The organism is Rhizobium sp. PK7-22 (assembly GCF_056530405.1).
The window spans coordinates 2,285,817-2,312,212 of record NZ_CP096514.1; the positions used below are offsets into that span (position 1 = coordinate 2,285,817).

Annotated in this window: 25 protein-coding genes, 1 tRNA gene and 2 pseudogenes; 22 read left to right on the plus strand and 6 right to left on the minus strand. The window is 63.2% G+C overall.

Translation table 11 applies throughout. The features are described 5' to 3' along the window. Positions 1–213 precede the first annotated feature (213 nt). Complete coding sequence (gene exoR / locus M1E10_RS15930; RefSeq protein ID WP_499173806.1) at positions 214–990, plus strand: exopolysaccharide production regulator ExoR; 777 nt, start codon at positions 214–216, stop codon at positions 988–990. A gap of 15 nt (positions 991–1,005) precedes the next feature. Here exoR and xth read toward each other — a convergent pair whose 3' ends face one another. Together xth and erpA are read right to left on the minus strand one after the other, a co-directional pair. After that, positions 1,006–1,800 carry an exodeoxyribonuclease III gene (gene xth, locus M1E10_RS15935; RefSeq protein WP_499173807.1) on the minus strand — a complete coding sequence of 265 codons (795 nt, stop codon included), beginning with the start codon at positions 1,798–1,800 and terminating at the stop codon, positions 1,006–1,008. 77 nt (positions 1,801–1,877) lie between these two features. Further along, entirely contained in the window at positions 1,878–2,210 is a 333-nt protein-coding gene (erpA, locus tag M1E10_RS15940) for a HesB/IscA family protein (RefSeq protein ID WP_499173808.1), read from the minus strand. A 129-nt stretch (positions 2,211–2,339) separates the two neighbouring features. Between erpA and M1E10_RS15945 the strand changes: the two genes are divergently transcribed. The 15 genes and pseudogenes from M1E10_RS15945 to M1E10_RS16015 all read left to right on the plus strand — a co-directional run bounded on the left by M1E10_RS15945 (position 2,340) and on the right by M1E10_RS16015 (position 18,740). Continuing rightward, positions 2,340–3,557 (plus strand): deoxyguanosinetriphosphate triphosphohydrolase family protein, encoded by a 1,218-nt coding sequence (locus tag M1E10_RS15945; protein ID WP_499173809.1) that lies wholly within the window; start codon positions 2,340–2,342, stop codon positions 3,555–3,557. Positions 3,558–3,613: 56 nt separating this feature from the next. Continuing rightward, positions 3,614–5,371: an arginine--tRNA ligase gene (argS, locus tag M1E10_RS15950; RefSeq protein WP_499173810.1), complete on the plus strand. Its 1,758-nt coding sequence runs from the start codon at positions 3,614–3,616 to the stop codon at positions 5,369–5,371. 67 nt (positions 5,372–5,438) lie between these two features. Then, the gene (locus tag M1E10_RS15955; protein ID WP_499173811.1) at positions 5,439–8,486 is read left to right on the plus strand and encodes an SPOR domain-containing protein; all 3,048 of its coding nucleotides are present in this window, start codon (positions 5,439–5,441) and stop codon (positions 8,484–8,486) included. 105 nt (positions 8,487–8,591) lie between these two features. After that, entirely contained in the window at positions 8,592–9,608 is a 1,017-nt protein-coding gene (gene nagZ / locus M1E10_RS15960) for a glycoside hydrolase family 3 protein (RefSeq protein ID WP_499173812.1), read from the plus strand. Positions 9,609–9,627: 19 nt separating this feature from the next. Then, entirely contained in the window at positions 9,628–10,467 is an 840-nt protein-coding gene (locus M1E10_RS15965) for a segregation and condensation protein A (protein WP_499173813.1), read from the plus strand. 67 nt (positions 10,468–10,534) lie between these two features. Then, entirely contained in the window at positions 10,535–11,164 is a 630-nt protein-coding gene (gene scpB / locus M1E10_RS15970) for an SMC-Scp complex subunit ScpB (RefSeq protein WP_499177199.1), read from the plus strand. Between the two features lie 59 nt (positions 11,165–11,223). Next, entirely contained in the window at positions 11,224–12,324 is a 1,101-nt protein-coding gene (locus tag M1E10_RS15975; protein ID WP_499177200.1) for an ABC transporter ATP-binding protein, read from the plus strand. Between the two features lie 40 nt (positions 12,325–12,364). Then, positions 12,365–12,571: a Sec-independent protein translocase subunit TatA gene (locus M1E10_RS15980; protein WP_499173814.1), complete on the plus strand. Its 207-nt coding sequence runs from the start codon at positions 12,365–12,367 to the stop codon at positions 12,569–12,571. A gap of 32 nt (positions 12,572–12,603) precedes the next feature. Next, complete coding sequence (tatB, locus tag M1E10_RS15985) at positions 12,604–13,290, plus strand: Sec-independent protein translocase subunit TatB (protein ID WP_499173815.1); 687 nt, start codon at positions 12,604–12,606, stop codon at positions 13,288–13,290. Continuing rightward, positions 13,287–14,111 (plus strand): twin-arginine translocase subunit TatC, encoded by an 825-nt coding sequence (tatC, locus tag M1E10_RS15990; protein ID WP_499173816.1) that lies wholly within the window; start codon positions 13,287–13,289, stop codon positions 14,109–14,111. Before tatB ends, tatC begins: the two co-directional genes overlap by 4 nt. Before the next feature lie 53 nt (positions 14,112–14,164). Next, positions 14,165–14,824 (plus strand): annotated as a pseudogene (locus tag M1E10_RS15995) (serine--tRNA ligase); the annotation flags it as partial. A 150-nt stretch (positions 14,825–14,974) separates the two neighbouring features. Further along, a pseudogene (gene serS / locus M1E10_RS16000) lies at positions 14,975–15,583 on the plus strand (serine--tRNA ligase); the annotation flags it as partial. Beyond that, a complete protein-coding gene (gene surE, locus M1E10_RS16005; protein WP_499173817.1) occupies positions 15,583–16,359 on the plus strand; it encodes a 5'/3'-nucleotidase SurE in 777 nt (258 codons plus the stop codon). The pseudogene serS and the gene surE, both read left to right, overlap by 1 nt. A gap of 8 nt (positions 16,360–16,367) precedes the next feature. Further along, the gene (locus M1E10_RS16010) at positions 16,368–17,009 is read left to right on the plus strand and encodes a protein-L-isoaspartate(D-aspartate) O-methyltransferase (RefSeq protein ID WP_499177201.1); all 642 of its coding nucleotides are present in this window, start codon (positions 16,368–16,370) and stop codon (positions 17,007–17,009) included. A 138-nt stretch (positions 17,010–17,147) separates the two neighbouring features. Continuing rightward, on the plus strand, positions 17,148–18,740 hold the full coding sequence (locus M1E10_RS16015; RefSeq protein ID WP_499173818.1) for a peptidoglycan DD-metalloendopeptidase family protein: 1,593 nt from the start codon (positions 17,148–17,150) through the stop codon (positions 18,738–18,740). Positions 18,741–18,791: 51 nt separating this feature from the next. On the opposite strand, the gene M1E10_RS16020 is transcribed toward M1E10_RS16015, so the two are convergent. Further along, on the minus strand, positions 18,792–19,664 hold the full coding sequence (locus M1E10_RS16020; RefSeq protein ID WP_499173819.1) for an ATP-binding protein: 873 nt from the start codon (positions 19,662–19,664) through the stop codon (positions 18,792–18,794). A 202-nt stretch (positions 19,665–19,866) separates the two neighbouring features. Here M1E10_RS16020 and yajC point away from each other — a divergent pair, with 202 nt between their 5' ends. The 4 genes from yajC to M1E10_RS16040 all read left to right on the plus strand — a co-directional run bounded on the left by yajC (position 19,867) and on the right by M1E10_RS16040 (position 22,057). Further along, a complete protein-coding gene (gene yajC, locus M1E10_RS16025) occupies positions 19,867–20,217 on the plus strand; it encodes a preprotein translocase subunit YajC (RefSeq protein WP_499173820.1) in 351 nt (116 codons plus the stop codon). Between the two features lie 72 nt (positions 20,218–20,289). Further along, positions 20,290–20,676: an Mth938-like domain-containing protein gene (locus tag M1E10_RS16030; RefSeq protein ID WP_499173821.1), complete on the plus strand. Its 387-nt coding sequence runs from the start codon at positions 20,290–20,292 to the stop codon at positions 20,674–20,676. Further along, entirely contained in the window at positions 20,673–21,527 is an 855-nt protein-coding gene (locus M1E10_RS16035) for a phytoene/squalene synthase family protein (RefSeq protein WP_499173822.1), read from the plus strand. The genes M1E10_RS16030 and M1E10_RS16035 overlap by 4 nt, the downstream gene beginning before the upstream one ends. Positions 21,528–21,634: 107 nt before the next feature. Then, positions 21,635–22,057 (plus strand): hypothetical protein, encoded by a 423-nt coding sequence (locus M1E10_RS16040; protein ID WP_499177202.1) that lies wholly within the window; start codon positions 21,635–21,637, stop codon positions 22,055–22,057. On the opposite strand, the gene trmFO is transcribed toward M1E10_RS16040, so the two are convergent. From trmFO to M1E10_RS16055, 3 genes are all read right to left on the minus strand, one after another. Then, entirely contained in the window at positions 22,009–23,478 is a 1,470-nt protein-coding gene (gene trmFO, locus M1E10_RS16045) for a methylenetetrahydrofolate--tRNA-(uracil(54)-C(5))-methyltransferase (FADH(2)-oxidizing) TrmFO (RefSeq protein ID WP_499173823.1), read from the minus strand. The two genes, M1E10_RS16040 and trmFO, sit on opposite strands and share 49 nt — an antisense overlap. A gap of 139 nt (positions 23,479–23,617) precedes the next feature. Then, positions 23,618–23,761 carry a DUF1127 domain-containing protein gene (locus M1E10_RS16050; protein ID WP_069733981.1) on the minus strand — a complete coding sequence of 48 codons (144 nt, stop codon included), beginning with the start codon at positions 23,759–23,761 and terminating at the stop codon, positions 23,618–23,620. Positions 23,762–23,987: 226 nt separating this feature from the next. Next, on the minus strand, positions 23,988–24,134 hold the full coding sequence (locus M1E10_RS16055) for a DUF1127 domain-containing protein (protein ID WP_499173824.1): 147 nt from the start codon (positions 24,132–24,134) through the stop codon (positions 23,988–23,990). A 537-nt stretch (positions 24,135–24,671) separates the two neighbouring features. Between M1E10_RS16055 and M1E10_RS16060 the strand changes: the two genes are divergently transcribed. Next, positions 24,672–24,756: transfer RNA gene (locus tag M1E10_RS16060), tRNA-Leu, on the plus strand. A gap of 143 nt (positions 24,757–24,899) precedes the next feature. Continuing rightward, the gene (tig, locus tag M1E10_RS16065) at positions 24,900–26,390 is read left to right on the plus strand and encodes a trigger factor (RefSeq protein ID WP_499173825.1); all 1,491 of its coding nucleotides are present in this window, start codon (positions 24,900–24,902) and stop codon (positions 26,388–26,390) included. Positions 26,391–26,396: the final 6 nt, after the last annotated feature.

Here is a 26,396-nt window from a genome sequence, read left to right on the forward strand (position 1 = left end):
CGCCAACAGGCGACATGCGCCAGCAGGTTACGGTTCGGGCATGGTCGCGGATACGCGATGTCCTAGTCTCGCCGGAAATTGGATGTAACGTCCAGGGCAATCTTCGAGAGTGGAGTTCGAACCCCCCAATTTGGGAAAAGGCCTGCAGTGTGCACCTCGTGCGTGACCATGCCGTTGACCGGAAGAGCGTGAACGATGTCTGGTAAGGGATCCATGAGAGTATTGCTTCTGGGGGCGTCTTTGGCCTCCATCGTGATCATGACCGGTTCTGCCGCCGCCTTCGACATCAACTCGGGGGTGACGCGGGAATCCGGGCCCTTCGACCTCTTCAAGTTCGGCTTCAAGGCCTACAAGAACGGCCAGAAGGAAGAGGCCGTCGAGGCCTATCGCTATGCTGCCGAAAAGGGACACACGGGCTCGCGCTGGGCGCTCGCCAACATGTATGCCTATGGCGACGGCGTTGCGAAGGACGACTTCGAAGCCTTCAAGATCTACAACGAGATTGCGGCGGCGGGCGTCGAGCCAGGCTCGGAAGACACCGGTTTTTTCGTCAACGCGCTGCTTTCGCTGGCCGGCTATTACCGCGACGGCATTTCCGGCACCCCGGTCAAGCGTGACCTGTCCCAGGCGCGCCAGCTTTATTTCCAGGCGGCGTCGGCTTTCGGTGTCTCGGAAGCGCAGTTCCAGCTTGCCAAGATGATCCTGGCGGGCGAGGGCGGTGCGCAGAATGTCCACCAGGCCAAGAAGTGGCTGAACCAGGCCCGCAAGGGTGGCCACGCCGGCGCCATGGCGGTCTTCGGCGACGTGCTCTTCCAGGAAGGGCAGACGGTCCGTGGACTGGCGTTCCTGACGGCAGCGCTCGACCGCTGCGGCCCCAAGGACTGCGGCTGGATGCAGCAGCTTCAGGAGCAGGCTTTCTCGGTCGCCAACGAGGAGGAGCGCCGCGTCGCGGTCGCCCTCTCGCAGGAATTCAGCCACGCCGTCGAATAGCGGCCTGAAGCGAGATCAGGCAGCCTCGAAGTCGAACATGGCCGTTACCGGCACATGGTCTGACGGCTTCTCCCAGCCCCGCACATGCTTTTCGATCGTCGTCGAGCGCAGCTTGTCGGCGGCCTCCGGCGACAGCAGCATGTGGTCGATGCGGATGCCGTTGTTCTTCTGCCAGGCGCCCGCCTGATAATCCCAGAAAGTGTAGAGCTTGGTGGCGTCATTGGTGGCCCGCACGGCTTCCGTGAGCCCCAGGTTCTCCAGGCGCCGGAAGGCCGCCCTGGTTTCCGGCAGGAAAAGCGCGTCGCCGGTCCAGGCGGCCGGATCGAAACAGTCGTGCGGTTCGGGGATGACATTGTAGTCGCCGGCCAGAATCAGCGGCTCCTCCAGCAGCAGGCAGTTCTCCGCATGCCGGCGCAGGCGCTCCATCCATTTCAGCTTGTAGGGATATTTCACCGGATCATCGGCAGGATTGCCGTTCGGCAGATAGATCGAGGCAACGCGGATCGCACCGCCGCGAACCGAGAAGACGCCTTCGATGTAGCGGGACTGGTCATCACCATCGCCTTCCGGCAGGCCGCGGATCACCTCGTCCGGTCGCATCTTCGAAAGAAGCGCGACACCGTTGAAACCCTTCTGGCCATGGGTCTCCACATGGTAGCCGAGCGCTTCGATCTCCAGCCGCGGGAAGTTTTCGTCGACCGATTTGATCTCCTGCAGGCAGGCGATGTCAGGGGAGGAATCGCTGAGCCACTGGCGCAGGCTGTCGATCCGCGCCTTCACTCCGTTGATGTTCCATGTGGCGATCTTCATCGGCTGTCCGCTCCTGTTGTCGTCACCCTTTTAGCGAACGCCACGGTCTTTGGAAGCCCATGGTGACGCGGTAGCGATCAGACGGAGAAGCTGGTGCCGCAGCCGCAGCTGGCAACCGCATTGGGGTTCTTGATCTGGAACGACTGGCCGAGCAGATTGTCGACGAAGTCGATTTCCGAACCTTCCATGTAGACGAGTGACAGGCTGTCGATCAGGACCTTGGCCTCGCCATTGGCGATGATCACATCGTCGGCATCCGGGGTTTCGGCCAGGTCGAACTTGTAGGAGAAGCCGGAGCAACCGCCGCCTTCCACCGAGACGCGCAGCGCCTGCTTGCCGGCTTCGCCTGCGACGATCTGCGAGATGCGCTTTGCCGCAGCATCCGAAAGGGTGACATTGGGTGTCGTCATGTCGTCTCCTGCCGAGTTTAAGGCTCGGGTAAGGTTGGTAGTCTCGGCTGACGCCGGATTGCACTATAGGTATGAACCCTTAAAACCCACGTCAATGGGCGAGGCAAGCAGAGAGGCCAGGCAAGACGCATGACGATTGATAGACAGGCACTGGGCTACGGCAGCGGTGACAAGGCGTCCTTTGCTACAGATCCCTGGGCATCGCGCGGGCGCCTGTTCCCCGAGGGCGGCAGTCTCACCCGCTCCGAATTCCAGCGCGACCGCGACCGGATCGTCCACGCCACCGCCTTCCGGCGGCTGAAGCACAAGACGCAGGTCTTCATCAGTCCGGACGGCGACCACTTCCGCACCCGCCTGACCCATACGATCGAGGTCGCCCAGATCGCCCGTGCGCTGGCCCGCGCGTTAAAGCTCGACGAGGACCTCGCCGAGGGCGTCGCTCTCGTCCACGATTTCGGCCACACCCCCTTCGGTCACACGGGCGAGGATGCGCTCGACGAGGTGCTGCAGCCCTATGGCGGCTTCGATCACAATGCCCAGTCGCTGCGGATCGTCACCAAGCTCGAGCGGCGCTATGCGGATTTCGACGGGCTGAACCTCACCTGGGAGACCCTGGAGGGCCTCGTGAAACACAATGGACCCCTGCTGACGCCGGAGGGCGAGGGGACGCGCGGGCCGGTGCCGCAGCCGATCCGCGACTACTGCCAGCTCTACGATCTGGAGCTTTCAAGCTATGCGAGCCTGGAGGCGCAGGTGGCCGCGATCGCCGACGACATCGCCTACAACACCCACGACATCGACGATGGCCTGCGCGCCGGCTACCTGACGTTCGATATGCTGGAGGATGTGCCCTTCCTTGCCGGCCTGATGCAGGAGGTCCGCGACCGCTATCCGCATCTGGAGCCCAGCCGCTTCACCCACGAGATGATGCGTCGGCAGATCACGCGCATGGTCGAGGACGTCATCGGCTACGCGCAGCAAAGTTTGGGAGAAGTGAAGCCGCAGTCCGCAGCAGACGTTCGCGCCTGCGGCCGGGTGCTCGCCAATTTCTCGCCGGAGATGGCAGAGACGGACCGGCTGATCAAGAAACTGCTGTTTTCGCATATCTACCGCCACCCGGAGATCATGCGCATCCGCACCGGTGCGGCCCAGATTGTCACCGATCTGTTCGGCGCCTATCTGGCGGATCCATCGCTGATGCGCAGCCACTATTGGGTCGAGCATATGGCCGGGCTTTCACCGCCGGCGCGCGCCCGTCATGTCGGCGACTACCTGGCCGGCATGACCGATTCCTATGCGGTTCGTGCGCATGGCGAGTTGTTTGACCGGACTCCCGATTTGCGTTAGGCAGCGCGCCAACAACAACGGCTTTCCAAGGGTCCGCCTGCTGCGGGAATGATGACATGAACCTCTTCGCCGACTTCGAGACAAGAATAGAAACTGCGCTCGAATCCATTGATCTGATCAAGGAGAAGCGCGGCGAGGTCGATTTCGCCCGGGTGGCCGTGGAACCTCCGCGGGATTCGAGCCACGGCGACATCGCCACCAATGCCGCCATGGTGCTCGCCAAGCCGCTCGGCACAAACCCGCGGGCGCTGGCGGAGCTGATCGTTGCGCGTCTGAAGGAAGACCCGGATGTCGTCGATCTGTCCATCGCCGGGCCCGGGTTCATCAATATCCGACTGTCCAAGGAGTACTGGCAGCGGCTGTTGGCGGCAGTCATCCGGCAGGGCACCGATTATGGCCGCTCGACGGTCGGCGCCGGCCGCAAGACCAACGTCGAATACGTTTCCGCAAACCCCACCGGTCCCATGCATGTCGGCCATTGCCGCGGCGCCGTCGTCGGCGACGCTCTGGCCAATCTGATGGCGTTCGCCGGCTACGAGGTCACCAAGGAATATTACATCAATGACGCTGGCAGCCAGATCGACGTCCTGGCGCGGTCCGTCTTCCTGCGCTACCGCGAGGCGCTCGGCGAAGACATCGGCGAGATCCCTGCGGGCCTCTATCCCGGCGATTACCTCGTGCCGGTCGGCAAGGCGCTGGCTGACGAATTCGGGGTGCGGCTTCACAACATGTCCGACGACGACTGGATGCCGCTCGTCAAGGACCGGGCCATCGACGCGATGATGGTGATGATCCGCGAAGATCTCGAGGCGCTTAACGTTCGCCACGACGTCTTCTTTTCGGAACGGACGCTGCATGCCGAGGGCGCCCAGCGCATCCGCGCCGCCATCAACGACCTGACCTTCAAGGGTCACGTTTATCGTGGATCGCTGCCGCCGCCGAAGGGGCAGGTGCCGGAGGACTGGGAGGATCGCGAGCAGACCCTGTTTCGCTCTACCGAAGTGGGCGACGATATCGACCGGCCGCTGATCAAGTCGGACGGAAGCTACACCTATTTCGCTGCCGACGTGGCCTACTTCAAGGACAAGTTCGACCGCGGCTACGACGAGATGATCTACGTCCTCGGTGCCGACCACGGCGGCTACGTCAAGCGCCTCGAGGCGCTGGCGCGGGCCATCTCGGGCGGCAGCGCCAAGCTCACGGTTCTGCTCTGCCAGCTGGTGAAACTGTACCGAAATGGCGAACCGGTGAAGATGTCGAAACGCTCGGGCGATTTCGTCACCCTGCGCGAAGTGGTGGACGAAGTGGGCCGTGATTCGGTCCGCTTCATGATGCTTTACCGCAAGAGCTCGGAGCCTCTGGATTTCGATTTCGCCAAAGTGACCGAGCAGTCGAAAGATAATCCGGTCTTCTACGTGCAGTACGCCCATGCCCGTTGCATGTCGGTATTCCGCCAGGCCCGCGAGGCGTTTCCGGATGTCGACATTGATTCCCTTGATCTTTCCGGAATGACCGGGGAGATTGTCGATGACGCTGAGATCCAGCTGATCGGAAAGCTGGCTGAATACCCCCGTGTCGTCGAGGCTGCGGCACAGTCGCAGGAGCCGCATAGACTTGCATTTTACCTTTATGATCTGGCAAGCTTCTTCCACGCTCACTGGAATAAGGGCAAGGATCAGCCTGAATTACGATTTGTTAATGATAAGAGCCGAGAATTGAGTATTGCCAGGCTTGGACTGGTGCGCGCCGTGGCCTCAGTTCTGAAGTCGGGATTGTCCATCACGGGCACTGCCGCACCAGACGAAATGCGGTAGTTGCGCCACCATTTCCCCACAAAGCGCTGGCAATGCCCTGAGTAGATGTAGGTGGGTGGACGAGGTAATGGCAGACAACAACCTTGCGCGTAACCGGAATGACAGTCCGGACTTCTTTGCCGACGATGATCCGTTGGCAGAACTCGCCCGGATCGTCGGATATGACGAGCGTCTGGTCCCCAAGCCACCCGTGGCGGAGCGCCGTGAGCCCGCCTTCAACCTCGAAGACGAATTGTTGCGTGAATTCGAGCGCTACGAAGCGCCGCGTCCGCATCAGTCCATTGTTGCGCCTGTCGAGACGGTTTCTCCGGCGGATGTCTTCGATACACCGCACCAATTCCAGGATAGCGTTGACCAATCGGCGCAGGCTCCTGCCGAGCCGGCAGTATTGCAAGAGCGATCCTTCGACGACCAGCCATCGCCTGCCGTAGAAGCGGTCGGCGAACCTGAAATCGACGCCGAGACCTCTTTCGATGTCGCCCCGGACGACCAGGATTTCTTCACTGGTTCGGCCGAGCCCGACTTGCAACTCTCCGACGTTCAGCCGGAACCGGTTGATGCGTTCGATGATGCCCTCTGGAGCGACGCGCCTGCCGAAGCCCTGGTTGCGCCGGATGATGACTTTCTTGCGGACGCTGTTCCGGCGGCAGAGGCGGTGCTCTCCGCAGAAACTGTTCCGGCAGCGGACAAAGCTGAATCGTCCTTCGATCTCTCGGATGAGGTTGAACTGTCTATCGGCGCCACGGAAGCGTTTGCGCCCGTTCCAGAAGCGCCGCTTTCGGCGGGGCGCAAGGCGATCTATACGCCCGGCTTCCGCATGCCTCTCGCAAACTTCAACCCTGTAAGGGAACCGGCCAGCACAGCTTCACCTCGCTTTGATGCTGTTTCTCGCATCGAGCCGGTTCTCGACAGGTCCGCAGATCTGCTGCAGGACGTGTCTCCGGCCAAGCCGCCACACTCGGAGGCGGCTTTCGAACCCGTGCCGTCCGTTGATGACTTCACGGTGGCTCCCAAGCAAGTTGCCGCTCCTGATGTTCAGGTTCAGCCCGTCGAAACCAGGGCGGCATCGTTTGTGTCGCCGAGCTTTGATGCACCCTCCGACATCATGTCGGACAACGTCATCGAGGACAGCAAACCTGCCGGGCCGATGATCTCCGAGCCGCGCTGGGACATGCCGTTCGACTTCCGAGATGAAGCCTTCAGCAACAGCCTGCAGCGAAATTCCGCCAAGCCAGTGAGCGCTCCGGTGCAGGCGCCTGTCGATCCGATGCTCGACGACGATTTCGAACTGGCGCTCGATGATCTGGAGCTTGATCTGACGGACATTCTGTCGGACGAGGATCTCCATGTTTTCGACGAGCCGAAGCCTGCTGCACCTGCCATCGTCTCCGCTCCGGTCGAGCCGCAGCGGTTTACCGCCTCCTGGTCGCCGGTGGCACGTGTTGTGCCCACGCCCTCCGCGCCCTCCATTGTTGCGGCCACACCAACCGCTGTGACCTACACAAGCGCAGTGATTCCCCCGGCTGCCGTGTCGCAGCCGCCAAAGCCGATGTCAGAGCCTCCGGTGCCTGCGTTCACGGCTGAGGCAGCTCCGAGCCTGGCTTTTGATCCGGGCTTGATCTCGGAAACGGAGGAGCAGCCGGAATCTGTGTTCGATCTGCATGTTCCAGATCTTCAGACCGCAGAGCAGGAGCCAGCACCGGAATACCGCAACGATTACGACTTCGACATCGACGCCGAGCTTGCGTCCCTGTTGCAGCCGTCCGCAGCGGAGCCTGCCGATGCCGGGGGGGCGGCTGACGTCGATCATGTGGAACTGGCACAGCAGCCAGCAGCGGCATCGGGCTATCTGGATCTCGACGACTTCGAGCGTGCCCTTGAGCAGGATTTTCGCCGCAGCCTGACCCAACCGCTGCCACCTCAGCCGAACGCCGAAAGGTCCTCTGCTCGATCCGGCGATCGCTTTACCGAAAGCCCCCGCCGCTCGATGGCGGCTTTCGCCATGCCTTTGGCCATTGCCGGCGTCGTCATTGCGGGTGGATCGGTAGCCTATGCGCTGTTTGGCGGCGACAGCGGCTCGCTCGCCTCCAATGGCGAGCCGATCGTGATCGCGGCCGACACCAGCCCGGTGAAGGTCCTCCCGGCCAATCCTGGTGGGAAGACCGTTCCGAACCAGGACAAGGCCGTCTACGACCGTGTTGCGGGCGAAGTGCCTGCGGCCCCGCTGCAGGAAGCTTTGATTTCCGCCAGCGAGGAGCCGGTGGACGTCGTGCAGAAGACACTGATGAACGACCAGCTGCCTCTGGAAGGGGAGAATTCGGTCGAATTGGCGAGTGCTTCCGATACCCCGTATCGCGAGGATCGCCTTATTCCTGAGGCGCAGCAGGCAGACTTGCCGCCGGAAGCGTCTCAGGCGGTTGCGGTGATGCCGCGCCGGGTCAAGACGATGATCGTGCGCCCGGATGGTACCCTCGTGGAGCAGGAAGTCGCTGCCCCGGTGGAGCCGGCGGTGCAGGCCTCGATCCCGGTCGAAACCCAGAAGGTCCCGGCCGCTTCGGCCAAGACAGTCGAGATCGCCTCGATCCCGGATGCCGCGGTCGCTGAGCCCAATGCCTCCGAACAGGGCCAGGCGGCCGGCATCGTACCTGTCTCAGCAGATGCCTCCGCCGACATGGCAGGTCTCGCGCTGGAAACCCCGGTTGCGGATCAATCGTCAATTGCTGCTCCGGTTCCGACCGCGCGGCCCGAGCGTCAGCGGGCAAATGCCGTGGCGGCTGTGTCTGATCAGGGCGCAATAACCACAGCGACTGTGCCGACGTCTGCCGCACCGCCGGCTGCTCCGCAGCAGACCCAGGTGGCGGCTCTTTCTCCGGGCGGTTACGTGATCCAGATCGCCTCGCTACCGAGTGCCGCGGACGCGGAGAAATCCTACAAGAACCTCTCCTCGAAGTTTGCCTCCGTCATCGGCGGTCGCGGTGTCGATATCCGCGCGGCCGAGATCGCCGGCAAGGGCACCTTCTACCGCGTCCGCATCCCGGCCGGCAGCAAGGCCGAAGCGGTGCAGCTCTGCGAAAGCTATCGTGCCGCTGGCGGAAGCTGCCTCGTCGCGAAGTAGCCGACAGGAACATCACCAATTGAACGGGGCCGAAAGGCCCCGTTTTCGTTAGGGTCGACCGCTGCCGGCATTCGCAATTTTCGCCGTGGCGCCTATCATCGCCGTATGACCGAATCAAAAGCACTGATCCTGGGGGCGAGCGGCCCCGTCCTTTCCGCCGACGAGATTGCCCTTTACCGCAACGAGCGGCCTTGGGGGTTCATCCTCTTTGCCCGCAACATCCAAAAGCCGTCCCAGATTGCCGATCTGGCGGCTTCCATGCGCGACACCGTCGGACGGCCTGATGCTCCGGTGCTGATCGACCAGGAAGGCGGTCGCGTCCAGCGCATCCGTCCGCCGCTCGTGGAGAAATATCCGTCCGCCGCGACGCTTGGAGACCTTTATCGACAGGATCGCGAAATGGGGTTGCGCGCGGCTTGGCTGATGTCGCGCCTGCACGCCTTCGACCTCCTGAAGCTCGGGATCAACGTCGATTGCCTGCCGGTGCTCGATGTGCCGGTGGAGGGCGCCAGCAATGTCATCGGCGACCGTGCCTATGGGTTCGATCCGCTGACGGTGTCGGAGATGGGCAAGGCTGCGGCCGACGGCCTGACGGCCGGCGGCGTGCTGCCGGTGATGAAACACATCCCCGGCCATGGCCGCGGCATGGCCGACTCTCACCACGATCTGCCGGTGGTGACCGCCAGCCGCGACGAACTCGAGGCCCATGACTTCCTGCCGTTTCGGGCACTGAAGGACGAACTGATGGCGATGAGCGCCCACATCGTCTTCACCGCCATCGATCCCGATGAGCCGGCGACGACCTCGCCCAGGGTGATCGAGGAGATCATCCGCGGTTTCATCGGCTTCGACGGCCTGCTGATGTCCGACGACACCTCGATGAACGCGCTGAAAGGGACGATCGGCGAACGGGCCCGGCGAATAGCTGGGGGTGGATGCGATATCATCTTGCATTGCAACGGCGTGATGGAGGAAATGAAGGCGGTGGTCGAGGAGGCGCGTCCGCTGCAGGCGCAAGCACTGCAGCGTGCCCAACGGGTAGAAGCCGCATTTGGCCTGGGCGATGGTGCCGACGAAGCGGCGCTCCGCCAGGAATTTTGGGGGCTTCTCTCCAGCGCCTGACCTGATGCATGAGGTGGGAATGGCAATGAACATCGCACCAGGCGCCATTCCGATGGACAAACTCTGGCAGGAGGCGCCGGAGCGGGCGGCTGACGAGCCGGCGCTGATGATCGACGTCGGCGGTTTCGAGGGGCCTCTGGACCTGCTTCTGCATTTGGCCAGGTCGCAGAAGGTCGATCTCGCCAAGATTTCCGTGCTGGCGCTGGCCGAACAATATCTGCTGTTTGTCGAAAGCGCCCGCCGCGTCCGCCTCGAACTCGCGGCTGACTACCTGGTCATGGCTGCCTGGCTCGCCTTCCTGAAGTCGAAACTGCTCATCCCCCAGCAGGCGAAGGGCGACGATGGCCCCTCCGGCGAGGAAATGGCGGCAGCGCTTGCCTTCCGGCTGAAGCGGCTCGAGGCGATGCGCGAGGCGGCGACCCGCATCATCAACCGCAACCGTCTGGGCCGCGACGTTTTTGCCCGCGGCGCCCCGGAGCATATCCCGCACCGCGTCCGCTCCTTCTACGACGCGAGCCTGTACGATCTTCTGTCCGCCTATGCAAATCTTCGCCAGCGCCAGGCCGTCACCCAGGTGACGATCGAGCGGCGCAAGGTCTGGTCGCTGTCCGATGCCCGCGATCTCCTGACGCGCATGCTGGGCGAGGTCACCGACTGGACGGCGCTGCAGCGTTATCTTCTGGAGTATCTGCCGCCAGCGGACCGGGTGACGGCCACCGCCAGCGCCTTTGCCGCATCCCTGGAGCTTGTCCGCGAGGGCAAGATCGAGATCCGTCAGGAGGGCGTCTTCCAGCCCATCTATCTGCGCAACGGCCAGCAGGGCTCGCTACCCCGGGAGACGGTCGTTGATACCTTCTGAGCATGACCCGGACGAGCAGACGGAGGACACGTCGCCGCAGAGCTTCTCGCTTGCGGAGGCCGAGCGGATCGCCGAGGCGCTGGTCTTTGCCTCCGCCGAACCCGTCTCCGAAGACTTCCTGGCGGAACGGTTGCCGCTCGGCGTAGACATCCCCGCGGTGATGGAGAGCCTCTCGTCTTTCTATGCGTCGCGCGGCGTGAACCTCATCCGCAGCGCGGATCGCTGGGGCTTCCGCACCGCAGCCGACCTCTCGTTCGTGATCCGCAAGGATGACAACGACGTCCGCAAGCTGTCGCGCGCCGCGCTCGAAGTGCTGGCGATCATCGCCTATCACCAGCCGGTGACACGCGCCGAGATCGAGGACATCCGCGGTGTCCAGACGTCCCGGGGCACGCTGGACGTGCTGATGGAGGCGGGATGGGTCCGCTTCCGCGGCAGGCGCAGGACGCCCGGGCGCCCCGTGACGCTCGGCACGACGCCGGATTTCCTCGACCACTTCGGCCTGGAAGAACTGCGCGATCTGCCGGGACTGGACGAGTTGAAGGGGGCCGGCCTGTTGTCCGGGCGTATCCCGCCGAATTTCCACGTTCCGCTTCCTGGCATGAGCGACGACCTGCAGGAGGACGAGGATCCCATCACCCAGATGGACCTTGAGGAACTCGGGCTCTTGACACCGGGCGGTGAAGAGGAGGAATGACCTCATTTTTTGGCGGGCGGGAACAGGCCCAGGGCGCCAGCCCCAGCATCGAGCAGGTCATGACGCTTCCATCGGCACAATCGAGCGAACGGACGCGGACGACGACGGGCGTGTCGTTTGCGTCCCGGCTGACGTTCGAGGACATCCATCACAGCTACCACGGCAAACCGACGATCCGCGGCATATCGCTGACGGCCGAGCCCGGAGAGGTGCTCTGCCTGCTCGGACCCTCCGGCTCGGGCAAGACGACGCTCCTGAGGATAGCGGCGGGGATCGAGGTGCAGGCGCAGGGCAGGGTGGTCATTGACGGACGAGAAGCCGCCGGCCCCTCCGTATTCCTGCCGCCGGAGAAGCGGGGTATAGGGCTGATGTTCCAGGACTTCGCGCTCTTCCCGCACATGAGCGTGCTCGACAACGTCAGGTTCGGCCTGACGGCCCTGCCCAAGCGCGAGGCGATCGCCGCCGCGCAGGCGGCCCTGGAGCGCGTCGGCCTTGCCCATTATGCAGCACAGTATCCCCATGCACTCTCGGGCGGCGAGCAGCAGCGCGTGGCACTGGCGCGGGCACTTGCGCCGCGGCCCGGCGTGCTTCTCATGGACGAGCCGTTTTCCGGTCTCGATTCCCGGCTCAAGGATACGGTGCGCGCCGATACGCTGCAGATCCTGCGCGAAAGCCGGGCAACCGCGATCGTCGTGACGCATGACGCCGAGGAGGCGATGCGGATGGCCGATCGCATTGCCCTGTTGCGCGACGGTCAGCTGGTGCAGGTCGGTACCTCTGATCTGCTCTACCGGCAGCCGAAGGATCTTTTTGCTGCCGCCTTCTTCTCGGAGATCAACCAGTTCGACGGCAGGGTACGGGACGGCGCCGTCGATACGCCGGTCGGCCGGGTTGCGGCATCGCAGTTTTCGGAGGGTACGGCAGTCTCGATCGCAGTCCGGCTTTCGGATGTGCGGGTGATGCCGCAGGGCGGCGAAATCGAGGCGAGAATCCGCTCCAGACGCTTCCTGGGTGTGATAGAACTTCTTGAACTGGCCGTGCCGGGCCGCGAGGAACCACTGCGCGCCCGCGTCCGCGCCGACCTGCTGCCGACCGCTCTCGCAGATGTCACCGTGACGGTTCAGCCGCAGGACATTTTGGTGTTTGAAAAAGACGCTTAAACATCATACATCCAACGCAACCGAAATTAGGAGTTGAGTTATGGGTTCCTTCAGTGTTTGGCATTGGCTGATCGTTCTGGTCATTGTCCTCGTCCTGTTTGGCCGCGGCAAGATCCCGGAACTGATGGGCGACGTCGCCAAGGGCATCAAGAGCTTCAAGAAGGGCATCAGTGAGGACGACACTCCGGATCATGCCAAGACCGTTGATCACAAGGCGGAAGACACCAAGGAAAACACGCGGACCTGAGCACATGATCCGGACCGCAGGAGCCTTGTTGAATGCTTGATATCGGCTGGACCGAGCTGCTCGTCATCGGCATTATTCTGATTGTTGTCGTGGGGCCGAAGGATCTGCCGCCGATGCTGCGCGCATTCGGCAAGATGACCTCCAACCTGCGCAAGATGGCCGGTGAATTCCGCTCGCAGTTTGACGAAGCCTTGCGCGAGACGGAGATGGACGACGTCCGCAAGACCATCGCGGACGTGCAGAAGATGAACCCGTCGAACGCCTTGCGCGATGCGATCAACCCGCTGCGCCAGATGGGCAACGAGATCCGCACGGACATCCAGAAGGCGACCCAGGTAGACAAGCCTGCGCAAGCCTCTGCAGGAGAGGTGCCGCAGGTCGCAAAGCCGGATGTCGAGGCGCAGAAGACGGTGGAGGGCGTGATCCCGGCCGAGCAGCCTGCGCCCGTGTCGGTGCCGCAGCCTGCCATGACCCTGCCGTCGACGCCGCCATCCATGTCTGCCGCCCTGCCACCCGCGACGGCTGACGCAAAGCCGGCCAAGGCTGCCCGCAAGTCTGCAAAGCCGGCCGCCTCCGTTGCGGAAGCAGAGCCTGCGAAGGCCGTCAGGCCGAAGCGGTCGCGCGCTGCTGCACCCGCGGTGGCTGAGCCCGCTCCACCCAAGCCGGCGCCGCGCAAGCGCCCCGCAAAGCAGGCCGAGACGCCGAAGGATGAAGCATGAGCGGTGACATCGACGACAAGCCGCAGCCGCTCCTGGAGCATCTGATCGAACTGCGCAGACGGCTGATGTGGTCCCTCGGCGCTTTCTTCATTGCCTTCATCGTCTGCTTCTTCTTCGCCAAGGATCTCTTCAACTTCCTGGTCGTGCCCTACAGGTGGGCGGTAGTCTGGGCCGACATGGACGTCAGCAAGTCGGAACTGATCTATACGGCGCCGCAGGAGTTCTTCTTCACCCAGGTGAAGGTCGCCATGTTCGGCGCGCTGGTGATCGCATTTCCGGTGATCGCCTCCCAGGTCTACAAGTTCGTCGCTCCTGGTCTCTACAAGAACGAGCGGGCCGCCTTCCTGCCGTTCCTGGTCGCGTCGCCGGTGCTCTTCCTTCTGGGGGCGGCGCTCGTCTACTTCTTCTTCACGCCGATGGTCATGTGGTTCTTCCTGTCCATGCAGCAGGCACCGGAAGAGGGCGAGATGGCGATTTCGCTGCTGCCGCGGGTTTCGGAATACCTGAGCCTGATCATGACGCTCGTGCTGTCCTTCGGGCTGGTCTTCCAGCTGCCGGTGGTGACGACGCTGTTGGCGCGGGTGGGTATCCTGTCGAGCGACTGGCTCCGCGAGAAGCGCAAGTTCGCGATCGTCATCGCCTTCATCGTTGCCGCCGTCCTGACGCCGCCGGATCCGCTTTCCCAGATCGGTCTTGCGCTGCCCACCATCCTTCTCTACGAAATTTCCATCTACGCCGCCCGATTCGTCGAGCGCAAACGCGCTGAGGAAGCTGTTGCCCAATCGGCCGCGTCGGACCTTTCCGAAACGGACGAGGCCTAAGGCTCTCCTGCCTTGCTTGCGAAGGTGGCGTTCCGCTCGAAAGGCCAGGGACGATGCTCGATATCAAGTGGATCCGTGACAATCCGGACGTTCTCGACGAAGCGCTGAAGACGCGGGGTGCGGAGCCTATGTCCGCTGCCCTGATCGCGCTCGACGACACTCGTCGGTCGGTCATCCAGAAGCTCCAGGACATGCAGTCGCGCCGCAATGCCGCCTCCAAGGAGATCGGCGCGGCGATGGCGCAGAAGAACGCCGAACTGGCCGACAGGCTGAAGGCGGAAGTCGCCGATCTCAAGGACACCATGCCGACGGTGGAGCAGGAGGAGCGGACCGCGATTGCGGCGCTCGAGGATGCCCTGTCGCGCCTTCCCAACATTCCGTTCGAGGACGTGCCGGTCGGCAAGGACGAGCACGACAACGTCATTGCCCGCGTGACCGGAGAGAAGCCGCGCTGGAACCACGCCGCCAGGGAGCACTTCGAAATCGGCGAAGCGCTCGGCATGATGGACTTCGACCGCGCCGCAAAGCTCTCCGGCAGCCGCTTCACGGTTCTCACCGGCCAGCTGGCCAGGCTCGAGCGGGCGCTCGGCCAGTTCATGATCGACCTGCACACCACCGAGCACGGCTACACTGAAGTTAGCGGACCGCTACTTGTTCGGGACCAAGCGATGTTTGGTACAGGCCAGTTGCCAAAGTTCGGTGAAGACCTCTTCTTCGGAGCCTCTCAGGGATCTCGCTCTAAACAAATGCGAGATTCAATTTCTGAGTATGCCACTGAGTCTGATGTTCAGGATTTGAAATCTGGAGCAAGAAGTCTCGAGCAGGTAATGGAGGCCGTACTAGAGCGTGCACCAACGAGTGAGGACTACTGGCTGATCCCGACGGCGGAAGTGACGCTCACCAATCTCGTCTCCGGCGAAATTCTCGAGCAGGAGAAACTGCCGCTCCGGTTCACAGCGCTCACCCCCTCCTTCCGCTCGGAAGCGGGCTCCGCCGGCCGCGACACCCGCGGCATGCTGCGCCAGCACCAGTTCTGGAAGTGCGAGCTCGTTTCGATCACCGATGCCGAGAGCGCGGTGGCCGAGCATGAGCGGATGACCGCCTGCGCCGAAGAGGTGCTGAAGCGGCTCGGCCTGCATTTCCGCACCATGACGCTCTGCACCGGCGACATGGGCTTCAGCGCCCGCAAGACCTATGACCTCGAGGTCTGGCTGCCGGGCCAGGACGCCTTCCGCGAGATTTCGTCCTGCTCCGTCTGCGGTGATTTCCAGGGCCGCCGCATGAACGCCCGCTACCGCGGCAAGGACGAGAAGGGCCTGAAGTTCGTTCACACCCTGAACGGCTCGGGCACCGCCGTCGGCCGCTGCCTGATCGCGGTCATGGAGAACTACCTCGAAGAGGACGGCTCGATCACAATCCCGGACGTGCTTCTTCCCTACATGGGTGGCCTCAAGAAGATCGAGCGCGCCTGATGCGGATCCTGCTGACCAACGATGACGGGATCCACGCCGAGGGGCTGGCAGTGCTGGAGCGCGTCGCCCGGCAGCTTTCCGACGACGTCTGGATCGTTGCACCCGAGACGGACCAGAGCGGCCTTGCCCATTCGCTGACGCTGTCGGAACCGCTGCGGCTTCGCCAGGTCGGCGACAAGCACTTTGCCCTGCGCGGCACCCCGACCGATTGCGTCATCATGGCGATCCGCGAAGTCATGCCGGAGAAGCCCGACCTGGTTCTCTCGGGCGTCAACGCTGGCGCCAACATGGCCGACGACGTCACCTATTCCGGGACGATTGCCGGGGCCATCGAAGGAACCCTCCAGGGTGTGCGCTCCTTCGCACTGAGCCAGGCTTCGCAATATGACGGCGAGGGCGGCAAGGTCGTGCCCTTCGAAGTGGCCGAAGCCCACGCGGCCGGCCTGATCCGGCAGCTGAGCACCGTGGAACTGCCCGACGGCACCTTCCTCAATCTGAACTTCCCCAACTGCGCGCCGGACGATGTCGAGGGCGTCGCGGTCACCGCGCAGGGCAAGCTCGACTTCGGCTTGACCATCGACGCCCGTCGCGACGGTCGTGGCCTGCCTTACTACTGGCTGCGTTTCGGCGAACGCCAGGGGAACTTCCGCGACGGCACCGACATTCACGCAATCAAGCACAACAAGATTTCCGTGACGCCGCTGAAGCTCGACCTTACCGATTATTCGGTGCAGGATCGCGTTGCCGATGCGCTGGGCTTTGGAGTGACCGATTGAAATCGAGCATGGTGGAGAAGGAAGGCTTTGCTGCTCTCGTTCTGCGCCTGCGGTCCGAGGGAATTTCGGACCTCGACCTGCTGACGGCGGTGGAACAGACGCCACGGTCGCTCTTCGTGCCGGCCTCTTCGGCAGACAATACCTATTCCAGCCGGACGATCCCCATTGACTGCGGCGCCTTCATGGAAGGCGCTGACATGGCGGTGCGGCTCTTGGCCAGCCTGCAGGTGAAGCCGGGGCAGCGCATTCTCGAGATCGGCACCGGAAGCGGGTTCACCGCCGCGGTTCTTGCCAGGCTTGCCGAACGGGTGCTGACCATCGATCGCTACCGGACGCTGGTCACTGCCGCGCAGGGACGCCTCGAAAAGCTCGCGATGCGCAACGTCATCGTCCGCCAGGCAGACGGCATCAACGGCATGCCGGGTGAGGGGACCTTCGACCGTATCCTTGTCACCGGCGCCTTCACCACCATGCCGCGCTTCTACGCCGAGCAACTGGTCTCCGGCGGCACGATGATCGCGCCGCTGATGGTGGACGACACCACCTGCATGATGGTGCGCCTCAGCAAGACCGGCAGCCGGTTCGAACGGGAGGACCTGTTTACGGCGCCCTACCTGCCGCTCGTCCCCCATATTGCGGCAGCTCTTTGACGCTTGTACCTGCGGCCGCGCCGCATGGTTACCAATTTAGCAAAAAAGCAGATGCGAGGGTCGCGCCTTAACCGGCCAGTAAGACTAACGCGCTTTAATCATGCCTACGATGGTTGCTGCGTCACGTTAGGTTGAGTCATGCGTATCACGAGTTCTTCGATTACCCGGAAGTCCCTGCTGCGGATCGCAGGTGCAGTCTTGCTGGCCAGTGTCGCCACTGGCTGCAGTTCCGACGCCACCCGCTTCTCCGGTCTGTTTTCCGACACCGATTCGCTGACCACGGCGTCGATCCCGCAACGGCAGGGATCCGGCGCCTATGGCCAGGCACCCGTGCCGCGCGGCAATCTGAACAGCGGCATGGCAGCGGCACCGGTGGCTGACTATGGGAGCCGCAGTGCGGCCACCAGCCAGCCCTATCCGGCCAGCAATGGCGGCGGCTATTCCTCGGTCGCATCCCCGGCACGGTCTGCGGCAGCACCGGCTGCGGTTCAGCGCACCGAACTTGCGCCTCCCGGCGGCGCGTCTTCCTCCCAGGGTGGCGACGATTTCGCCAACCGCCAGCAGGCAATGGCGCAATCCTTCCCGTCAGAGCAGCAGTCGGTCGCCACGACCGCTCCGGCTCCCACGACCAACGCGGACACCATCACCACCGGCACCGTCAGAACATCCGCCGGCTGGTCGACCGTCAATGCGCCGCGGATGACGCTGAAGCCGGGTGAAACCGCTGCCACGCTCTCCAGGCGCTATGGCGTACCGGAGCGGGAAATTCTCAAGGCCAACGGCGGCAAGATGGCCGCCGGCCAGACGGTCATCATTCCGACGTTCGGCACCGCCAGCAATTCGGCGAAAGTCGCCGCGGGCGACATTGATCTCCAGAACAGGGCCCCGGCACCTGTCCAGCAGCAGGAGCAGAAGCTTGCGGTCCTGCCTGGCAATGCCCGCGACAAGGGTCTCGCCGAACCGGCCAAGCTCACGCCGCCGGCTGGCGGCACGCACACGGTCAAGCCGGGCGACACGCTGACGAAGATCGCCCGCGCCAATGGCGTCTCGGTCGATCAGCTGAAGGCGGCAAATGGTCTGACGTCGGAGAGCATCCGCATCGGCCAGGTCCTGGCGCTCTCGCCGTCCGCCGCTCCGGCAACGCCCGATCCCGTTCAGACGGCCTCGGTGCCGGAGAAGCGGGAGCAGGCCCAGGGCTTGGCGCAGACGCCAGCCGCTGCTGCACCGGCGACCCAATCGCCGGCCCAGGTCCAGGCAAAGGCCGAGCCCGCTCCAGCCAAGCCCGCCGAGACGGCATCTGTGTCCGAAGCATCCCTGAAGACCGATGTCGGCGGTGCTGCACCGCAGTCGACCGGGATCGACAAGTACCGCTGGCCGGTCAGCGGCGCCGTGATCGCCGGCTTCGGCCAGAACGTCGAGGGCAACCGCAACGACGGAATCAACATCTCGGTTCCGGAAGGAACGCCGATCAAGGCCGCTGAGAACGGCGTGGTCATCTACTCCGGCAATGGCCTGAAGCAGCTCGGCAACACGGTTCTCGTTCGCCATGACGACGGCAAGGTCACCGTCTATGGCCATGCGGGAGAACTTAGCGTGTCCCGCGGCCAGAAGGTCACCCGCGGCCAGACCATCGGCACCTCCGGCATGAGCGGCGACGCCAAGCGCCCGCAGGTCCACTTCGAGGTGCGCAAGGATGCTACCCCGGTCAACCCGATCACTTTCCTGGAATAGAGTAGTGCGTATCAGGGAAGTTGGAAAAGCCCGGCTCGTCCGGGCTTTTCCTTATCTGCGCTCCAGCGGGATCCGCAGCCGGCCGGCCAGATCCTGGATATACTGCCAGGCGACGCGCCCGGAGCGGCCGCCACGGGTGGTCGCCCATTCCAGCGCCTCGTGGTGCAGCACCTCCCTCTCCAGAGGCAGGCCGAAATAGTCCGCATAGCCGTCGATCATCGTCAGGTAGTCGTCCTGGCTGCACTTGTGGAAGCCGAGCCAGAGGCCGAAACGGTCCGACAGCGAGACCTTCTCCTCGACCGCCTCCGACGGATTGATGGCCGTCGACTGCTCGTTCTCCATCATGTGCCGCGGCAGGAGATGCCGGCGGTTCGAGGTGGCATAGAAAAGCACGTTGTCCGGGCGCCCCTCGATGCCTCCGTCCAGCGCCGCCTTTAGCGACTTGTAGGCCGTGTCGTCATGGTCGAAGGAAAGATCGTCGCAGAACAGGATGACCCGCTCGCCGGAGTCCTTGAGGATATCGAGGAGTGCCGGCAGCGAGGCGATGTCCTCGCGATGGACTTCCACGAGCTTCAGCGCTGTACCGGTTTCGGCCCGCACGTCCTCATGCACCGCCTTGACCAGGGATGATTTTCCCATGCCTCGCGCACCCCACAGGAGCACGTTGTTGGCGGCAAATCCTTCCGCGAAGCGCTGGGTGTTCTCGTGCAGGATGTCGCGCACGTGGTCGACGCCGCGGATGAGCGACAGAGCCACCCGGTTTGGCCGGGGCACCGGCTGCAGGCGCAGGTTCGCCGGCACCCAGACGAAGCAGTCCGCTGCCGACCAGTCGTTGAGGGCAGGGGCAGGTCCGGCAATTCGCTCCAGCGCATCGGCAATCCGCCGTATCTCGAGCAGCAACCGGTCGTCCGGCTGATCCGCCATGCTCCACCTCCTATCGTGATTTCGATCCCCTGCATCAGGGGCAAATGCGGTTACCACGCGATATTGTCGTGTAAAAGCCTTGGCCAGCCCGATTCGGTACGCGCAGCCCCCCTGTTTCTGTTGCATTCGAGGGGATCGGAATTATATTCCGGCCACTTGCAAAATGGGGGCTTGGACGCTCCTGCCAATTGAGGAGTTCCCTATGTTCATCACCGAAGCATTCGCCCAGGCCGAGGGTGCCGCACCTTCCGCATTCGGCTCCGGCCTCGAAATGCTTTTCCTCTTCGCACCGCTGATGGTGGTCTGGTACTTCTTCCTCATCCGCCCGCAGCGCGCCCAGCTGAAGAAGCGCCAGGAGATGCTGTCGAACATCCGCCGCGGCGACAATGTCGTTCTCGGCGGCGGCATCACCGGCAAGGTGACGAAGGTGGTGGACGACAACGAAGTGGAAGTCGAGATCGCCGAAGGTGTGAAGGTTCGCGCACTGCGCACCTACGTCGCCGAAGTCCGCGTCAAGGGCGAGCCCGTCAAGGCGGAAGCTGCAGCCTCCTGATCCTCCACGGCGGATCCACGGGTCCGCCGCACGCCTCCGGTCTGCATTCCGATATGAGGAGGCACCGATACGATGCCCAAGGGAATTGAAATCCGCGATGCCCATTTTCCGGGCCGTGCCCCCATCGATGCCTATGGCAACGGTGGGTTTCGCTTTGCGGACATGTCGCACCGCGGCTCGCTGTTGTGCCTGCCGTCGGGTGTCCACGGGTGGGATTTGACCGAAGGCGAACCGCTGACGGCCGAATCCCTGTCGCGGGTGCTGGATGAGGCAGTCGATATCGAGGTCCTGCTGGTCGGAACCGGCAAGGAGATCCGGCCGCTGCCGCAGGCGGTGAAGGCTACCCTCAAGGCACGCGGCATCGCCTCCGACCCGATGAGCACGGGCGCGGCCGTGCGCACCTACAATGTCATGCTGGCCGAATCCCGTTCGGTGGCTGCCGCGCTGATAGCGGTATGACGCGCCAAGTGGCCGACGTCCATGACATGGTTCTCGCGTCGCTGCGGGACACCGATCGGGATCGCTATCTGGCCTGCCTGCTGTCGCCGGAGGAAAAACGCCCGGCGTTGGCGGCGCTCTACGCCTTCAATGCCGAGATCGCGCGGGTCCGCGACGTGGTGCGCGAGCCGCTACCGGGCGAGATCCGGCTGCAGTGGTGGCGTGATCTCCTGGAAGGAGGCGCTCAGGGTGACGCCGGCGGCAATCCGGTGGCCGTCGCACTCCTGTCGGCAGTCGAGAGCTACCGCCTGCCACGCCATACGCTGACGGCGATGATCGACGCCCGGATCGGCGACCTCTACGACGACCTCCTGGCCGACCGAAACGATCTGGAAGGCTATGCCGGGGAAACCGCATCGGCGCTGATCCAGCTCGCAAGCCTCGTCCTGTCCCCGGAGGACGCGGCCCGTTCGGCGCAAGCTGCGGGACATGCGGGCGTCGCGCAGGCGGTTGCCGGACTGTTGCTGCTGATGCCGCTGCACCGTCGGCGCGGCCAGGTGTACCTGCCACTCGACATCCTGACTGCCACCGGTCTCGACCGCGAGGCGTTTCTGGCGGGAGACGACACCGCCCGGATTTCTGCCGCTGTTGAAGCCTTCGCCGGTCTGGGCTTGGAGCATCTGGCAAAGGCGAGACGCGCAGGGTCTGTCTCCAGAGCGGTGTTTCCGGCTTTCCTGCCGGTTTCGCTGGCGGAACCAGTTCTCCGCCGTGCGTTGCGGGAAAAAGCAGCGATGCTGGAAGGGCAGGTCCAGCCGCCACAATGGCGGCGCCAGATCTTGTTGATGAAGGCGCAACTTTTGCAGCGCTTCTGACATCGCGCCCCAAGTTCGCGCAAGGCTGCGGGTTTAGTCTGGATAAGCTTACAACCGCCAAGGAGAACGGCGTGCAGCCTATCATCGTCTGGTCCATCATCCTCGTGATGCTCGTCCTCCTCGCCTATTACGTGACCCGGATAGCGAAGCGAAATTCCGATGGCGACGGAGAAATGGACCTTGGCTTCGCCATCATGCATTTCGGCAGGGCCTTCCCCAACGAGGCGATCCGCGAACTGCATGCAACGGGCGACGGTGGAGCGGTGTTCCTGCGCCTGCACGACGACAAGACCGGGATTATGCGCAGTCACAGCCGGCATTACACCTGCCACCTGATCAAGCCTGGACGGGTCCGGGTGGCACCCCTCGACAATCTGAAGGGATTTTCCGCGGAATTCATGGACGCGCCGAGCAACAACGGCGACTTCGTCTTCAGAACGGAAGCGGATGCCGCCGAAGTCTCGCTCTGGCTGCTTGGAAACTACCTGGCGACCGCCGACAAGGAAGAGGCTGCCGAATCGCTCAGCTGAGCCCTGCGGCCATCGTCCTGGCCGAGCCATGAGGCACAGTCTGAAAGGGCGCGGGCGGCCATCAGCTGCTTCTTCATGATCGTCTTGTCCTTGCCGCGAAAGCGGTGGACGCCCTCCGGCTTGACGATCGAGCCCGGCTCGAGGTCCGGAAACAGCCCGAAGTTGATGTTCATCGGCTGGAACGAGCGCTTGCCCGGCTCGTCGTTCGAGGTGAGATGCCCGCCGGTGATGTGGCCGAGCAGCGATCCGAAGGCCGTGGTCACGGGCGGCGGCACGATGGCCTCGCCCTTGCGCTCCGCAGCGGCGAAACGCCCGGCCATCAGGCCGATGGCCGCACTTTCCACATAGCCTTCGCAGCCGGTCACCTGGCCGGCAAAACGCAAGCCGGGGCGACTCTTCAGCGTCAGCGTCTTGTCGAGCACGAGCGGCGAATTGATGTAGGTATTGCGGTGCAGCCCGCCCAGACGCGCGAATTCGGCGTTCTCGAGCCCCGGGATCATCCGGAATATCTCCGCCTGCGACCCGTACTTCAGCTTCGTCTGGAACCCGACCATGTTGTAGAGTGTGCCGAGCGCATTGTCCTGGCGCAGTTGCACGACCGCATACGCCTTGACGGTGGGATTATGCGCATTGGTGAGGCCCATCGGCTTCATCGGCCCGTGACGCAGGGTTTCACGGCCGCGTTCAGCCATCACCTCGATCGGCAGGCACCCGTCGAAATATGGGGTGCCCTCCCACTCCTTGAAACCGACCGTGTCGCCGGCAACGAGCGCGTCGACGAAGGCGTTGTATTGCGCCTCGTCCATGGGGCAGTTGATGTAGTCCTTGCCGGTCCCGCCCGGTCCGACCTTGTCGTAGCGCGACTGGTACCAGCAGATGTCCATGTTGACGGTTTCGCGGTAGACGATCGGCGCGATCGCGTCGAAGAAGGCAAGCGAATCCTCGCCGGTTTCCGCCTGGATGGCAGCGGCCAGCGACGGCGAGGTGAGGGGCCCCGTGGCGATCACCGCCAGGTCCCATTCCGCAGGCGGCAGCCCGGTGATTTCTTCCCTGACGACTGTGATTAGCGGGTGGGCCGCGATCTCGGCCGTCACCGTCTCGGAAAATCCGTCGCGGTCGACGGCAAGCGCGCCGCCGGCGGGCACCTGGCAGCGATCGGCGCAGGCCATGATCAGCGAGCCGGCAAGCCGCATTTCCGCATGGATCACGCCGACCGCGTTCGAGGTCGCATCGTCGGAGCGAAAGGAATTGGAGCAGACGAGTTCGGCCAGGCCATCTGTCTTGTGGGCATCGGTGCCGCGCACGCCCCGCATTTCATGCAGGATCACCGGAACACCAGCCTTTGCGATCTGCCAGGCAGCCTCGGAACCGGCGAGCCCGCCGCCGATGATATGGATGGGGGAAAATTGTCTTTCGGTCATGGCGCGCTCTTAACATGCCTTCAAGCGGACCGGAATCAAAAAGGCGTTTTCTCGGCAGGGCGCAGAATCAAAAAGGCACCCTATCGGGTGCCCATGAGCGGCGTCGCGTAGCAATCGTTGTCGGGCCCGAAGGGACCGATTAACGGAAGGAGCGCGAAGCGACGTTGCGGATGTCGTAGCGTGTCAGGCCGATGTCATTGAGAGCCTGGGTGGAAAGACCACCAAGTTCGTTGACCGTGCGGCGGTAGCTGAGCCAGTTCTTGGCAAGGCGAAGCGGGTTCATCGTTGTTGTCCTCAGAGTTTCAACCGGACTGCGGCCCGGCGATGAGGAACTTATACGCGTGAATAATAACAATGTGCAGTGCAAAAAACATGCGACTGCCATGCAAATGTGCAGTGAGTTGATGAAGAAGCAGGCGATGCCGCAAAAACCACCAGTGCCGTGCGACTGGTGGGCAATAAAAAAGGCGCCCCGGAGGGCGCCATTTTTTGGCTCAGGACAGTCGCGATCAGAAGCCGACGGCGGTCCGGGCGACGCGACGGATGTCGCTGCGGCCGATGCCGAGGTCGTGGAGCTCGCGATCGCTCATGCGATGCAGTTCGGTGATCGTTTCGCGGTACTTGCGCCAGTTGTTGAACTTGTTTGCAATGTTCATGGTCATGCCCCTTTGGTTGGTTGCCACCGGACCCTCGGGACCGGCTCAAATCTGATGACCGCAATATATGTTGCGCTGCAAAAGGAGAAAAGCGCCAAACAAGTATGCCACCTATGCAGCCAGTGCATCGCGTCGGGAACGGATTTAAACCATTGCTTAATCTTTACGCCATTGGCCCAGGCGTCAGGCAAAAAGACAGCGCCTGCCGGGAGGGGGACGGCAGGCGCTGTTATGTTCACCGGCGCAAGGAGGAGGAGGGCGCCGGCTCATGCCGGTCCTGATGCGGGAGGAGCGCAGGACCGATCTCCGATGGGCTTCGAACCGCGGCCGGCTGTTGAAGTTCCGGCGTAGTTGAATTAGATTTATCTTATCTTCGGATGGTTAATACAGGCTTAAGCGATGCAGGGCGGGCGAGCCTGAGCCGAGGCTTGGCCACACGTCGCAAACCCGTCATTTTCTCTTTGCGCTGGAAAAAACGGGTGATATAGAGACGCGCGCTCCGAAAGCCCCTTAGCGGGGATTTTGCGCGGCTGGAGCGCGGGTATGGTGAAATTGGTAGACACGCCAGATTTAGGTTCTGGTGCCGCAAGGCGTGGGAGTTCAAGTCTCTCTACCCGCACCAGAGCCGCAGGGGCAGGATCGGGAGCCATGTAAGGCTAGAGATCAGCGTCCAGAAGTCGCGGCCGGTCACTCAGGTTCCGGCGTCGTGCTCATTGAAACCAACGGCTGTCTGAGCACCGCCGCCACGATTATGAAGGTTTGAAAATGCAGGTTACCGAAACGCTCGCTGAAGGGCTGAAGCGCGAAATCAAGGTCGTCATCCCGGCCAAGGACATGGAAGCTCAGATGAATGAGCGTCTGGCCGATGCCAAGGACAAGGTCCGCATCAACGGCTTCCGTCCGGGCAAGGTGCCTCTCGCGCATCTGAAGAAGATGTACGGCAAGTCGATCATGGCCGAGCTCGTCAACGAGATCGTCCGTGACCGTCCCTCCAAGATCCTCTCCGAGCGCGGTGAGAAGTCGGCGACGCAGCCGGCGATCACCATGACCGAGGACGAAGCTGAAGCCGAGAAGATCCTCGCTGCCCAGGCGGACTTCGAATTCACGCTGGCCTATGAAGTCATTCCCGCGATCGAGCTGAAGTCGACCGACGGCATCAAGGTCGTGCGTGAAGTCGTCGAAGTCTCCGACGAGGAGGTCAACGAGCAGATCCTCAAGATCGCCGAGAGCGCCCGCACCTATGAGACCAAGAAGGGCAAGGCCGCCGACGGCGACCGCGTCACCATGAATTACCTCGGCAAGGTCGACGGTGAAGCCTTTGATGGCGGCACGGCCGAAGACGCCGAACTGGTGATCGGCTCCGGCCGCTTCATCCCGGGCTTCGAAGACCAGCTGGTCGGCGTCAAGGCCGGCGACGAGAAGACCATCACCGTCAACTTCCCGGCTGACTATCCGGCGGCCAACCTTGCCGGCAAGGAAGCCACCTTCGACGTCACCGTCAAGGACGTGGCTGCTGCCGCCGAACTCGAGCTGAACGACGAGCTCGCCTCCAAGCTCGGCATCGAGTCGCTCGACAAGCTGAAGGAAATCGTTCGCGGCCAGATCGAAGGCCAGTACGGAAATGTCACTCGCCAGAAGGTCAAGCGTCAGATCCTCGATCAGCTTGACGAGATGTACCAGTTCGACGCGCCCCAGGGCCTCGTCGAAGCAGAATTCGACAACATCTGGCGCCAGATCAACACGGATCTCGCCCAGTCCGGCAAGACCTTCGAAGATGAAGACACGACCGAGGAAGAAGCGCGCGTCGAATATCGCAAGCTTGCCGAACGTCGCGTCCGTCTCGGCCTCGTTCTCTCCGAGATCGGCGAGAAGGGCGGCGTTGAGGTGACCGAAGACGAGATGCAGCGTGCGCTCTTCGCCCAGCTGCAGCAGTTCCCGGGTCAGCAGAAGGAAATCCTCGACTACTTCCGCAACACGCCGGGCGCCTCCGCCTCGCTGCGCGCGCCGATCTTCGAAGAGAAGGTCGTCGACAAGCTCCTCGCAGACGTCGACGTGACCGACAAGACGGTGACGAAGGAAGAACTGCTGGCGGAAGACGAGGACGACTCGGCTGAAAAGCCCGCCAAGAAGAAGGCTGCACCCAAGAAGAAGGCTGCTGCCAAGGACGAGGCTGCCGACGAAGGTGCCGATGAAGCTGCGGCTCCAAAGAAGAAGGCTGCTCCGAAGAAGAAGGCTGCTGACGACAGCGCCGAGTAAGTTTGA